The sequence below is a fragment of the Hominimerdicola alba 8 genome (assembly GCF_000178155.2).
Classification (GTDB): domain Bacteria; phylum Bacillota; class Clostridia; order Oscillospirales; family Ruminococcaceae; genus Hominimerdicola; species Hominimerdicola alba_C.
Window position 1 is genome coordinate 17120 of the sequence record NZ_ADKM02000024.1, and the last position, 14299, is coordinate 31418.

14 protein-coding genes and 1 pseudogene are annotated in these 14299 nt (G+C 36.8%); 1 reads left to right on the forward strand and 14 read right to left on the reverse strand.

Annotated features, from left to right (window positions below; all coding sequences use genetic code 11):
* Positions 1-94: 94 nt before the first annotated feature.
* A pseudogene (locus tag CUS_RS02200) lies at positions 95-530 on the forward strand (transposase); the annotation flags it as partial.
* 226 nt (positions 531-756) lie between these two features.
* On the opposite strand, the gene CUS_RS20150 reads toward CUS_RS02200, so the two are convergent.
* The 14 genes from CUS_RS20150 to CUS_RS02270 form a co-directional block, all read right to left on the reverse strand.
* Positions 757-948: a plasmid mobilization protein gene (locus CUS_RS20150; RefSeq protein ID WP_037276166.1), complete on the reverse strand. Its 192-nt coding sequence runs from the start codon at positions 946-948 to the stop codon at positions 757-759.
* Positions 949-1120: 172 nt separating this feature from the next.
* A complete protein-coding gene (gene murJ / locus CUS_RS02210; protein WP_037276168.1) occupies positions 1121-2641 on the reverse strand; it encodes a murein biosynthesis integral membrane protein MurJ in 1521 nt (506 codons plus the stop codon).
* A gap of 4 nt (positions 2642-2645) precedes the next feature.
* On the reverse strand, positions 2646-3845 hold the full coding sequence (locus CUS_RS02215) for an O-antigen ligase family protein (RefSeq protein WP_002847320.1): 1200 nt from the start codon (positions 3843-3845) through the stop codon (positions 2646-2648).
* A gap of 2 nt (positions 3846-3847) precedes the next feature.
* Entirely contained in the window at positions 3848-4753 is a 906-nt protein-coding gene (locus CUS_RS02220; protein WP_002847280.1) for an ATP-grasp fold amidoligase family protein, read from the reverse strand.
* Complete coding sequence (locus CUS_RS02225) at positions 4740-5834, reverse strand: glycosyltransferase family 4 protein (RefSeq protein WP_002847273.1); 1095 nt, start codon at positions 5832-5834, stop codon at positions 4740-4742. The genes CUS_RS02220 and CUS_RS02225 overlap by 14 nt, the downstream gene beginning before the upstream one ends.
* A 25-nt stretch (positions 5835-5859) precedes the next feature.
* Positions 5860-6717, reverse strand: coding sequence for a LicD family protein (locus CUS_RS02230; RefSeq protein WP_002847276.1), 858 nt, complete (start codon positions 6715-6717; stop codon positions 5860-5862).
* A gap of 10 nt (positions 6718-6727) precedes the next feature.
* Complete coding sequence (locus tag CUS_RS02235; protein WP_002847315.1) at positions 6728-7546, reverse strand: GNAT family N-acetyltransferase; 819 nt, start codon at positions 7544-7546, stop codon at positions 6728-6730.
* Positions 7547-7560: 14 nt separating this feature from the next.
* Positions 7561-8409: a LicD family protein gene (locus CUS_RS02240; protein ID WP_002847290.1), complete on the reverse strand. Its 849-nt coding sequence runs from the start codon at positions 8407-8409 to the stop codon at positions 7561-7563.
* Between the two features lie 18 nt (positions 8410-8427).
* On the reverse strand, positions 8428-9702 hold the full coding sequence (locus CUS_RS02245; protein WP_002847307.1) for an adenylyltransferase/cytidyltransferase family protein: 1275 nt from the start codon (positions 9700-9702) through the stop codon (positions 8428-8430).
* 41 nt (positions 9703-9743) lie between these two features.
* Entirely contained in the window at positions 9744-10082 is a 339-nt protein-coding gene (locus tag CUS_RS02250; RefSeq protein WP_037276171.1) for an acyltransferase family protein, read from the reverse strand.
* On the reverse strand, positions 10072-11154 hold the full coding sequence (locus CUS_RS02255; RefSeq protein ID WP_002847288.1) for a pyridoxal-phosphate-dependent aminotransferase family protein: 1083 nt from the start codon (positions 11152-11154) through the stop codon (positions 10072-10074). Before CUS_RS02255 ends, CUS_RS02250 begins: the two co-directional genes overlap by 11 nt.
* A gap of 24 nt (positions 11155-11178) precedes the next feature.
* A complete protein-coding gene (locus tag CUS_RS02260; protein WP_002847286.1) occupies positions 11179-11955 on the reverse strand; it encodes a LicD family protein in 777 nt (258 codons plus the stop codon).
* Entirely contained in the window at positions 11939-13558 is a 1620-nt protein-coding gene (locus CUS_RS18430) for an HAD-IA family hydrolase (RefSeq protein ID WP_227945325.1), read from the reverse strand. Before CUS_RS18430 ends, CUS_RS02260 begins: the two co-directional genes overlap by 17 nt.
* On the reverse strand, positions 13555-14298 hold the full coding sequence (locus CUS_RS02270; RefSeq protein ID WP_002847303.1) for a sugar transferase: 744 nt from the start codon (positions 14296-14298) through the stop codon (positions 13555-13557). Before CUS_RS02270 ends, CUS_RS18430 begins: the two co-directional genes overlap by 4 nt.
* Position 14299: the final 1 nt, after the last annotated feature.

Below are 14299 nucleotides of genomic sequence, written 5' to 3' on the forward strand. Positions count from 1 at the left end.
TCGCTTTTTTTGCCGGGCAGTGCCCGTGGGCAGTCAGCGGCGAGATGTGGCAAAATATCCGTGCAGCTGTGGCAGTGTGGGCGGTATATACAGCCGTGAAGAACGTTATTTGCTGGACGGGATCGTTGAACTTGACGACACGTATCTCGGTGCTCCGACTCACGGTAAAAAGCGTGGCAGAGGAACTGAAAATGACCGATGTGCCGAATTTGAAGGGCGTTACGGTGGGAAAATTTGCAAGCAAAAATATCCATGAAGGCTCGAAAATCGAGAGCGATAACGCCCGAAGCTACAAAAAGCCGTTAGCTCAAAAGTATTTTCATGTTTTTGAGACTTACGATTCCGAAAGTGGTCAGCTGAACTGGACGCACAAGGTCATTTCAAACTTCAAAGCAATGATCATGGGAACTTACCACGGAAACGAAAAGATCCACACAGCGTTATATGCTGCCGAATACTGTTACAAATTCAACCGTCGTAAGCTGGGAAACAGCGCGTATTTAAGACTTTTGGCTGCTTTGGTGCAGTGATCTTACTTGTGGTGTGTTAAGGGGATAACCATATTATACTTTATTAGACATTGGTGAGCTAGGTGCGGAGGGTTTGATGCTTACTCTTTAGTTATTACTAGTTTAGTCTATTTGGAGTTGATTGGGCAGGGTGGGGGTTGTTGGGCGGGGACGTTCAACCTATACACAAGATCCCCAGAGATAATAGTTGATCGCTATCTCTGGGGATCTTGTTTTATACTCCTGATTATTTTTTCACTGCATCGTTATCCACGCTGCTATCATCCGATAAACATCTGGATCTTATGTACTCGCTCACAGTTTTGCATCCTGACTCAGCGGCTTTATTTCTAAACTTTTCCGCTTCCGCTTCGGTCACTCGGAGGCGGATTACTTGAGTCTTGATAGATGTTGGATCAGATTGCTTGTGTCTGGGCATAAGATTAGCCTCCTTTTGTATTTATATTCCTTTTAATTCTCTCTACGCTCGACAGTTTTGTGTATTAGCTATAGACATAATACTTCTTGATAGCAGATTTTCGGATCCTGGTTCGATGAACTACGGGGACTGCTGTGTAAAAAAATATTGTTCAGATTGGCAATTATCATCCTCATTTGTGCAGCCTTTCATAAAACAAGTTTTTTAGATAATACAGTGTTTCAATGTGCAAGATTAATGCTAATCCAATGTATAAAGTTCCAAATAATATGGCACATAGTATAATTGATATGTACTTATTAACATCAAGGAAATTAGTAATCAAGATATATGGAATAAAAGCAGATATAGTAGAAATTGCTAAAATCTTTAACCCTTCAAATGAAATACTCTTCAAACTAATCCTAATATATTTTTTCAAAAGCAAAAATCTTATACATAGACATATCGCCGCAGATATAGAAGTAGCAAATGCTAGCCCAGCCACTCCAAAGATTTGAACAAACATTAAATCAAATATTATGTTTAATACTATTTCAATTAAGCTAACATTCATTGTGATTTTGGTATCGCCATATCCGTAAAACACATTAGTTACAACAGATGCAATACCTATAAAAAGCATGCCCAAACTATAACCCACAAAAACTTCTGCGGTGATTTCCGTAGCAGATGAATCAAATGCGCCACGCTCAAAAGCAACAGAAACAAGTTGAGACGAAAAAACAAGGCAGAAAATACTGATTGGAATTATACAGAACAATAACGAACTAATTACTTTTGTTAACAGTCTTCTCAAATGTCCTTCTTCCTTATTTGTAATACATTGTATCATGTTTGGATAGACCGCAGTACTTATCGCTGTGGAAATCATTCCACTAAAAACGTTCATCAGCTTATTTCCATAGTTTAAACATGCAACAGCACCGGTGACTGCTCCAGATGCTACCATTTTATCAACCAAGCCATTGATATGAACTATTGCCGCAGTTACAGCAACTGATGGCAAGCCTTTTATCATAGGTAATATTTCCTTGTCCTTAAAGTGGAAATCAAATCGAAACTTCCATTTCCAATTAATGAAAGGTAATTGGATCAAAAGTCTAAAGATACTTCCCACAATCATAGCTATAACTGCAGCATATATATTCAAAAAACGAAAACATATTATCACAAATATAATTTTTGAAATATGAGTGCCAATCTCTCTAATTTGGCTACCTAAAAATTTTTCTCTACTTTGTAGCATGGCACCAACAACTGATGACGCTGCCATCAGCAAGTATGTTGGTGCAGATATCCTTAAATACTCAATAGTAATCTTTCTTTTATCTGAATCAAAACCAGAAGCCATAACCGCCACAAGCGGTTGAGCAAAAACAATTAAGAATATCACTAATGCAATCGATAATACAAAAAACAATGTAATTGAAATATTAGCAATGCGCTCAGCATCGCTTTCTTTCTTTTCAACAAGCATTTTTTTATAAGCAGGCAAAAAAACCTTCCAGATACCTAAGTCCAGTATGGGGTAAAGAATTCCGAAAATACTTGTTGTCATATAGAATGCATCGGCTTGATCTGAAGCTCCTAAAAATGCAGCTAATGTTGCCTCCCATATATATGATAATACCTTAGCCACTATTGAACAACCCAAAATCACACCAACATTTTTAATTATTTTATTATTCATTAATTCATTCACCAACGATATTAATACTCTGTGATTCATCTTCACTCAAACTTAAAATCATTTGTTCAGAGATAACCGAAATAAAAGCAACAATCCCCCAATATACTAGTCTTCTCATAGCAAAGCCCGCTAAACCATATGCATATATGGACACCAATATCGGTAGTAACATCCAATCAGCTTTGAATACTTTTTTAAATAATAGTATTGAGTATTTAAAAAATATAAAACCACCAATTATTCCAGTCGCCGCTAACACCTCAAGATAAGTGTTGTGGAATTCTATCGTCCCATTTCTTCCATGAATTCCTGGACCCAACCCAAATAATGGGCTTTTACCAAATGCAATTGAAAATGTTTTAAAGATTTCTATTCTACCTATTCCGTTTGAATCATCAGCAATCCAATTTATTAACAGACTTGAAAAAGTTCCATAACCTATAATGAGTATCAATAACATAAAACATATCAAAATTGAGTATATATTTTTTTGTCTACCTGGGGCGAAATGACCTATCGAATAAAAAGCAAAAAAAACATAACTTACCACAACCGCTAATAGTCCTGTCGATGATTGCGTTTGAATTAGTAAGAATAAACTAATGGCAATGCCTAATATACAAGTAATCTTATTCCTCGTTCGAAACAACTCTCGTAAAAAAATTGCACAAAGTGAACATAATAGTACTGCTATCTGATGAGGATTCGTTCCTCCTCCCGAGAAACGTATTCCACCATACCATAACGGAGCGCCAAAAAAAATTCGACTAATTAATTTACTATATACATATAGGAATAGATACCAAATCACAGCTGCTTGGGCAAATAAAAACAATATCTTTTCATTATATGGCAAATTGTTTTTTTTCAGTCCTTCATAAACTAAAATCGTGATAACCCCTAAATAGAGCCAAGTTATTAAATCACTAATCCTTAATTCGTTAGGTGCTATCATATATCCCCAAAAAGATCCAGCTCCAAGCGATAATATGAAGAAAATGAAAAACTTTGATATATCACTTCTACTCGAAAAAAAAGTCAATAAATTTTTCATTCCCCATAATAAACACAGTATTTCTCCAGGGCCAACTTTCCAAATACGTAGTCCAGTCATTGGAGCTAAACACAACCCAACAATAAGAATCCAGTCTTTTTTTTGTATCTTTGTAAATCCATAAGATCTATCACTTAATTCGACCTTCATCCTCACTTATATCTCCTTAACTCAAAATCTTCCCCAAATTTAAAGTCCCATTCATCCGGCATAAACTGAACATAACCACTCCAAGGATAAAATGTCAGTTCACCGAAGTAGACCTTACCGTCAACGCAGTATAGATCCACTCTCACATATGGAAAGTCCTCAGACAATTTTTCCGCTACTTTTAGCATTTCCTCCAGCTTTTCTGGCATTGGCACATCAGTTTCTGCTGCTGGGCAATCACTTGTTATATGCAGATTATTCCAGTTTCTGTCATAGAAATTACGCTTATGCCCTATGTATCTATCAACATCTACAATGATATATTTAGCCTTACCATTATAGCAGAATATCTTATAATCATTGATTCCTGCTTTTGGATTCTCTTGATTAATCAATAATTGTTCTACAACTATTCCTGTTTCCATTTCGCCATACGCCCACTCACGACCGCCACTGGTCTTACTTAGTCTGTCTACTGTGTAACGTAGCTTTGATATAACAGATTCTTTTGGTTGTTTAGATTTGTCTGTAACAATTATTACATTAAGACCACCGCCACCATGTTGGGTTTTAATTACAAAGCTATCTGGCAATTCGTTCCAATTGACATCATCCGCCCATTTGTAATGTGCAATTAATGGAATAAGAATGTTCTCCAATCCTTTGCTCTTTACATACTCTCTTACAGTATACTTGTTCACACATTTTTTCATCAAAGGATTACGATAGTATAATTTATACCATTGCAACTTTTCGGTATAGCGTTTTGGATCTGATAAGTGAAGCTTTCTACCCAATTTCAATTTATACTGTATTTTTAACATCGTTTTATCAGGAACAAAACTTAAAAGACGAAGAATCTTTGACCGTGTTCTTCTTCTTTTAAATATTTTCTTATAATCCAGCACGCTTTATCTCCTCCAAATACTTATTCACTACAATTCGACGATCAAACTCATGCTCAACTTTCGCTCTTCCAGCTAACCCCATCTGTTTGCGTTCATCCCAGCTCAATGAAATGAACTTTTCAATCTTCTCAATCAAATCTTGGCTGTCTTGCTGCTTTACAATAAAGCCATTGATACCATCATCAACTATTTCACGACATCCAGGACGATCAGTGGTAATAATAGGACGACCACATGCACAACTTTCTAAAAGAACATTCGACATTCCTTCCGGATAATATGTAGGATGTATTGTACAGGCACTAACTTTATGCATTTTCGGTACATCACTTATCTTACCATGATAGATCACGATACCATCTTTTTGCATCTGCTCAAGAAGTTCTTTATATGCTGTTCCCGCATCTCCACAAATATGGAATCTAGTATTCGGATATTTTTGTCTTATCACTTTAGCTGCATCTATATATTGGTCTATCCCTTTTTCTTTCATTATTCGTGAAATGAACACAAAATCCAATGTATCTGACTGTGGATAATCTAACAAAGGAAATCTCTCAAGATTAACTCCAGAACCCGGAATTAATTCGTATGCCCCACTAATAACTCTATGTTTAAGTAAAAAGTTCATATTTTCAGAGTTTTGAAAAAACACCTTCTGGGCTTTTCTGAATCCTCGCTTTAATAGAAAAAGTAATGGCTTTTGTAATTTACCTGGCTGTTCAATCGCCGTACCCAAACCTGTAATGTTAGCAACATACGGAACGCCCAAACAGGCACAAGCCATGCCCCCATAAATATTAGGCTTCACGGTGTAAGTTAGAACAACTTTAGGTTTGATTTCTTTTATCTTCTTCTTGTAATATCTAATCAACTGTAATTCTTTTATTGGATTAGTTCCATGCCTTTCTATTTCTGTAATGGTAACATGGCAACCCATTGTTTCAAGAACATCTACTCTACCTGTATCTCCAGCAAGTATCTCCACGTTATACATTTTTACTAAACGTTCGAGAAGTTCTCTTCTAAACATATATAATCCATTTGTTACATTACTGATGATAAGTATTGTTTTGTCCATTCATTATATCTCCCAACATGTATTATTAAATCACTGACATATCAAACTCCCTCCACGGTGTTTCAGTATCAATAACAACCATTTCATGCCGTGATCCATTTTGAACCGGAGTTCTCCAATCGCCATATTGTTTATCCAGAACAGACTCATAGTTCTTCGGTACTTTGATCGTCGTATTTTCAAATGGTAAATCAATATACTCCTCATAAAGTGATGCTTCCCACATTAGTGAATCTAAATGCACACGAGAAGAAGTCGCACCCACTATGGATGTGGGCCTATCATCGATCGCACAGGCATTAAGATATGCCCATTTGATATCTCTGATAGTCATTGATTTACTTACACATTTATAATACATTATGTACTTCTCATAGTCTGGGTTTGGTGTTCTATTTCTGTTGATTTGGACTAACGCATCATGTCCTCTGATACATTTCCAGAAAAACATAATAGTTTCCTTTTGAGCAGCCTGATCATCTTTAGACTCCGGAACATAGAATAGCGGAAAAATGTCAATAAAAATACCTTTGTCGTAATTTGAACCGACATTTTCATATTCCCATTTTGTAAAACCAGTTGTATCACTTCTTCTAAGTCTGCTTGCACTGGTTTCTCCGTCCTCTTCATTCAGAAAACTTTGAAAGAAAAACGGATAGGAGCATTCTTTAGGTGCTACCTCCAAAAGTTTTTTATAATCAGCCCACGGAAGAAAAACATCTATATCGTCATCCCAAGGTATAAAGCCCTTATGGCTTGCGGCTCCAAGCAATGTTCCGGATGATGCACAATATCTCAGATCGTATTTATTACAAATTTCCTTTAGTTTAGCCAAAAGATCAAGTTCTACATCCCAGATCTTTTTCAAATCAATATTGCTCAATGCTTTCACCTCATTTCTTTTCTGTATCGCAGGAAAATACAATTTTAGCCCATTCACATACTTCAGTAAACCCTATTTTTTTATGCAACGATCGAGATTCATCAGAGTAATAGAATGAATACACCTCTTTATTCTCATTCAGTAGTCTGTAACAAAGATCTCTCCATATTTCAGAGGCATATCCCATTCTTCTGTAATCCTTATGAACAAGTAGTTCAGCAACTACAGCTATATTGTCAAACTCAGCATTTGTACAAGCGTGAGCAATAACAAAGTTGCCATTCTTAATGACCATGTTACGTGTATATCCTGAACGATTTCTTTCTTTGAGCTGTTGTGCTAGTTCTTCATACTTATATGATCTTCCAATATCCTCATCTTCATATATCAACTGCACTATTTGTCCAAAATCATCATCTTGAGCCATTGTTGATAATCCATTAGGTGCCTTATTGATCGCATTTATCTGTGCCACCCAGCCTTTGGACATCGAAGCAGATCGTAATAAATCCTGAGGCATGGCTTTGTAAATCAGTTCTGCGGTCTGAGCTGTGCAATAAACCATACTAAATCCATGTTTCTCTATAAAAAGTCCTAATTCCGCTGCATTAAAAGAATTATCAAAAGAATACACATGAATACAGGAATAGTATCTCAAAAGAACAGCAACAACCTCTTTATCGTCATTTTCCTGTATAAATACTTCTATTTTATCTGACCCAATGCCGTATTTCCTGAGATCAAGATAAAGATACAAACATTTGGCGTAATCTTCTCCTATATATGAAAGCACCTTGTTTTCGTCTTCTATTGAACACTTTAATATCATTTTAATTACCTCATTCACTCATCCGGAAATCTGATTTCTGAAAACGGCGAGTGTTGTTCACGTCCTTTCGCATCTGGAATTTTCATATAATCTCCGTAGATATACTTTAATACTGTATCGTAATCATGGGAACTGAATAGTTTCTTTCCTTCAAATATATATTCTGTACGATCTGTAAACCACGATTTAGGCATACCATATCGTTCTGAGATAGGATTTTTTTTATAGAGAGTTCCGGTAGCAGGGAATGCAAGACATCTTACCCGGTTTGTGCTGTTTTTTCGACTTTTACGTTCATATGTCTTATATTGAGAAAAAACCACAGAAACAGGGATTCTCGATAATAATGAAAACCATACCTTCCAGAATCCCTTTTCATTATACTTTGCAACTTCGGACCACAGAATTTTTCTAAGGCAGTAACAATGCCAATCTTGAAGTATCTGTCCGAAAAGACTTTGAGGAATGTCATCCATAGGAAAGACATCTACAAAGATCCCTGTCTTGCATTTTAGATGCTCTTGCCCCACACGCACATACTTTGAACCTGTGCGGCGCAATTTTCCATATCCCCATCTGTATTCAGGATCAGTTTCGTGGTCTTGGAAATAACAAATAGAAGGATCCATTTCATTCATATACTTTTTGAATTTTTCATAATCCTTACGCAACATTCCGATATCGGCATCATCATCCCATGGAATATATCCTTTATGACGAACAGCTCCTAAAAGACTTCCTCCGAAGAGAACATAATCAATATTATGTTTGCGACATACTCTGTCAAATTCGACCAGCATGTCTAATTCCACAAGCTGCATTTTCCTAAACTGTTCAGGACTTAACTCTTTTGCTTTGTTCATTATATATACACTTCCTGACTATATAAAAGTGCAATTGCCGCTATAAAACTTTTCGATAATTCCAGCAATGGCACAAGATGTCGATTCTTTTATGAAGAAATTATTCTTTTTACTTTCGACTGCTCTGGCAAATGCTACAATCTCATAACGAATTCCTTCTCCATCAAGCTGATAAAAATAACGTTTATTTTCAGTACTATTCTCAAATCTAACTTCAAAGTAATCCGTTTTCCACCAAGGTGCCGGAACATAAATATAGCCTTTTGATCCTGTAATTACTAATTCTCCTTCTGCTTTAGCAGCCTTTGCAATTTTGGCAGAAGCAACAGCTTTATCAAAAACAAAATCCAATTTTGTAAATCCATCATAGTTTATTTGCTCATCGAGAAGCATAGATGTGATCAATATAGATTTGCAGTTGTCACCAAGCAGTTGAAGGATAGGAAGCATAGCAGTTGGTCCCCAAGCGCAGATACTATTCTGTTTTCTTGACAAGTCCGCCCCAAGTATTGATGCGCCATCTTCTAAACTCGTACATACAAAATCAACGGAAATTATGTTCCCTATTCTTCCGCTTTTTGCCACCCCTAAAAGACGAGAATAAGCTGTTGAGTATGCCGTTTTAATTGCATCTGTTAACACAAGGTTTCTACCTCGCGCCATCTCAAAAAGTTCACTACACTGTTTGAAGGTTAGCGCAATGGGGGATTCACATATTACATGTTTGCCAGCCTCTAATGCTCTTTTGACATCATTATAATGTTGAGATGGATGAGATGCAATATAAACGGCATCTACATTATCTAAATCACCATTACAGTCTATATACTCCACACCATTTACATATTTCATTTCATGAATAAATTTTTTGCTTATATTTCCATCACCAATTGTACCAATGATCAGTTTTCTCTTTTCTGCTCTTAATTCAGAACTTGATATGCCTTGAGTCCTTGGGAGATATACCACTTTACAATACTCATTCAAGTAATCAAAATACCCTTCCCAATCGGAACCGACTGTAAATATATCGACATCAAGACGACGAATATCGTCTATCTTTTGTCCCTCGTATTCCTCAATGATAATCTCGTCTGCAAGACCTGTAGCCTTGACAGCTTCCACACGTTCCATCAATGATTGCTGAAGATTGATCTTTCCTCTTGTTTTGTCATAGTCATCAGATGTTATGCCAACGATGAGATAATCACCAAGTGCTTTAGCCCTCTCAAGCAGTCTGATATGTCCATAATGGAGCATATCATATGTTCCGTATGTAATTACTTTAATCATTTATATTATCCTTCCAAAAGTGATAACTAAGCATCAACTTTTCATTCCAAATTATGTTTTAAAAAACGATTGAGTTTTCCTTCATCGGTATAATCTCTATGTAATAATAATGCACCCGAAATCATCAAAAATAAAGGTACGCCAATTCGACTAAACATATAAACAACAACTTTGAAAAGAGTTAAATATAATGGAATATTATTGAACTCTGAAAAAGAATCTGAGGCAACGTTAAAGCTACGATTAACTGCATGATTACATGTAATTGAAATAATTGCAATTGTTCTCGTAACATCAATATACTCTATTCTGTTCTTGACATTAACTTGACAATTCCTATTGTCAAAATCTTTTTTTGACGTCTTAGAACTAATTTCCACTGCAACCTACTCCTATAAGTATTTCTTTTAGAGCATTTATTAAAGTTGTATTATCCTCATGTGATAGATAACCAATATGACCAACTCGAAAAACAGTATTCTTCAAATCACCACCATTAGGACAGATCCAGATACCATAATGATCTTTAAGCTCTAAGAATATCTCATACGCATCAGCATTAAGCGGATGTATTGAAGTAACACCGTTTGCAGGTGACTCAGACACAAATTCAAAAGGAAGTGCACTAATCTTCTCTCTGAAATCTTGTGCCTGCGCTGCAACACGAGCAATCTCGACATCTACCCCACCTGCCGCTTCAATTTCCTTAAGTCTGGCATTTATCTGTCTAAGAATACCGACAGCAGGAGTAAACGGAGTTTGTCCGCGCTCCATATTCTTGAGAACATCTGCAAGATCGAAATACATTGATTTTACCTTTGCGTTCTGAACACGATCCACTGCCCGGGGTGCAAGAACAATCATGGAAACACCGGGAGGACAAGCAAGTACCTTCTGCGAACCTGTTATCATTATATCTGCACCACAATGTGCCATATCAAATGGATCAGCAAGGAATGCCGAAACACAGTCACACACATAGAACATATTGTTTTTACGGCAAAATTCACCGAGCATTTCCGAATCATAAAGTACACCTGTAGAAGTTTCATCAATATTGACCAGCAATCCGGTATAACCCATGCCATCGTACTCATACAGTTTTTCTTTTGTAAGTTTCTGTCCGTGATTCAGTTTCAGGACATCATGAGGAACATCATGAATCTCGCAAAGTTCTACAAACCGTTGACCAAAGCTGCCGCCATTGATAACCAGAACCCTGTCTTTTTCAGTAAAGCAATTCATCACGACTGCTTCCATAGAACCTGTCGATGAATTAGTCATAAAAGCAACTCTTGAATTCTCGGGCGCTTTTGCAAACTTCAGCATCAGCTTTTCGTTTTCAAACATAAGTTCAGAAAATTCCGATGTTCTGAAATAAGGCACCTGTTCTCCGCCTACTGCACAAACTTCATCGCTGCACATTACGGGTCCTACTGTAAAATTAAGCAATTGTTTTTCCTCCATTTCTAAAGATCATGTTTTTGCACCTATGTGCTCATGAGATGTTTTTCTATCCTGTTTCTTTGGGATCTTCATATAGTCACCATACATAACTGATAAAAACTTATCCCAGCCTCCCATTGCCATGAATGTGTGGTTCTCAAACTGAATATTGACATATTTGTCTAAAATTTCTGATGGATATCGGGCATTCCCAATCCCTTTATAAGATCCATTATATCTGGCTACATTACCTTTCTTGCCATTATTTCCCCATTGAGATACGCTATCATACCATTTTTTCTTTACATTCGCAGGGAAAATTTTACCAAAAATATGAGTAGTAAACAAAAGTACCTTCTTTTGCAGAGAAAACCCATCATATACCACATTCTTCTTAATCATACCCTGTAACAAGCGAAGCAAGAAAACTTGGATTTTTTCTGTTCTTATTCTGTCAGGAACACGATCAAAAACAAATAAGTCAATACATCCTTTTGGTGGAAACACATGCTTGTTTGGATTGTCTTTTCTAGTGATCCGTCTAATCCATAGATCGTAAATTATTTCATATTTTTCCGGCAGCCTTTCAACTGCTTTCAAGAATTTATCAAAATTATCTCGATCTAATGATATATCAATATCATCATCCCAGGGAATAAAACCTTTGTGACGAACCGCACCAAGAAGCGTACCATCACTTAATGAATAATTTATATTGTTATCTCTACAAAATTTGTCTATGTCTATGAGTATGGGTAAAAGGTATTGCTGTTGTTCTAATGTTCCGTATTCATTCTCTATATCCATTCGACCACCTCAATAAATAATTTGAAAGCAACTCCATATTTGACGCCTGATATTGACAAGAATAACTATTCATGGGATCATAATAAACACCATCCTCATTCTTTAACCACACGATCTTCATACCAAGTTGTTGAGGAGCCTGAAAATCCTTAGTTGGATTATCGCCAACATAGATTATCTGATTCATTGGCAGTTTCCACTTCGTCTGCATGATCCTAAATGCTATATCACAAGGTTTCCGAAACTGTATTCCGCCAAGTTCATCCGTTACGATAATATCGTCAACCATATTCTCCAGACCTAATGCCTGAATCTTATTTCTCTGTCCTTTTGAACGGCCATCAGTAATAATGCCTATCTTGATTCCGCTATTTCTCAATTGTGTAATCAATTCGACTACACCGTCATACAAATGAATAGTTGGAATGTGAGAACGGTATATTTCCAGAACAACCGCCTTTTGTTTTTCCTTACCGCACTCTTTCAACAATTCATCGATAGCCTGCTTCCCGCTTTTGAAATAATGCCACAGTTCATTTTCGTATCCACCGCCAAGATAATCCGAAACAGCTTTAAATCCCGACTTCACATATTCTTTCTCTGAGTATAGGGTGTCGTCAAGATCAAAGATAACTCCTTTAATCTGGGTTTCTCCTTCGGTAATACACACCGACTGATCATAGCGGCTGTAAACTGCATTATCAGCTATATCACTAATGTATTCGATTTCTTCTCCCTCAAGCATTCTAAGAATTGCTTCGGCACTTCTCGCTCCTGCTTTCATAGACAATGGCGCACCGCCACCAAATCGAGGATTAATCTCAATAAACCAGTCATTTCCATTTTCATCACGAATAAGCTGTACAGTTATCGGACCACAAGGCTTAAACTTTTCACAAAGTTCCCTTGCTTCTGCAATCATTTTTTCGTCCATACATATTTGCGTTTTAAGAACCTCACCTGCTCTGACCTGAATACGCTCTCTCGGAACAATAGAAACAGGCTTTCCTTTCCAATCGCAAAAGATGTCAATGGTATATTCTATTCCGCTTACGAATGGTTGAACTATGTAATCTTCAACTTGTCCAGCATACATCTCAAGTTCTTCTACATTTTCGACCTTAAAAGTGTTGATTGAACTGCTACCATCTTTGGGCTTTATAAATGCAGGATATCCGGCATGATAGTCCATCCAGTTATTCACCGGAATTGGCGCACATAGTCCGCAATTCACAAAAAACTGAGATGTAAGATTTTTATCTCTACAATTCCGAATCATTTCGGGTGAGCTAATCATCACCCTCGTCCCGATTTTTTCAAACTTTTCTTTGTTTTCACTAAGAACAAGTAAATCTGTATCAATCGTTGGAATAAGAAGATCAATACTATCAGCAAGACATATATCTAACAGATTATTGATGTATTGCTCATCCTTCATTGCAACCACTTTTCTTGTATAATCACAATAGGCAAGTGCCGGAGCTGTTCCAGCTATGTCAGCTCCATATATTTTTAATTCTTTATTTAATACTAATGCTGCACACTTGAATGCCTGTAGCAATTCTATTCGACGTCCTACTCCTGTAAATAGTATTCGCATCATTTTTCCTCAGTTCCTAAGAATTCTCCCATTGTTGCTTCGCCAGCCGCACTTATTCCTTCACGCTTCACAACGGTTTTTATTGTATCAAAAATAATTTTCCAATCGCCCAGGAATGTTACATGGTCAACATATTTCACATCCCATTCAAACTTTTCACCCCATGAAATTGCATTCCTGCCATGTACCTGAGCCAAGCCGGTAAAACCGGGTCGCACTTCATGACGCCTAGCCTGATGTTCATTATAACGATCAAGATATTGTACAAGTAACGGTCGTGGACCGACCACACTCATATCGCCTTTTATCATATTGAATAATTCCGGAAGTTCATCTAATGAAGTAGCCCTTAATTTCTTTCCAAAAGGAGTTAGTCTTGCTGCATCTTGTGAGGGATCAATTACACCACCTTTAGGCGGCAGCATCGTTCTGAACTTATATAGCTTGAACACTTTTTCATTTCGTCCCGGACGATCCTGCGTAAACAATACCGGAGAACCTAGTTTGGTACGAACCAATAATGCTGTCACTGCTAAAACAGGCGAAAGAACAATTAAAGCTCCTGTACTCAGAAAGCAATCAAGAGGCCTTTTGATGAATCTCTCATATATTCCATATGGCTTGTGTACAAACTTAGCACCTTTGTTTTTTATTTCATCTATACGTTCAGAAATAAAAGCAACTACTGACGCAAATGCAGCTAATGCAATAATAATTTCAATAATCTTTAGCACAAACTTCATT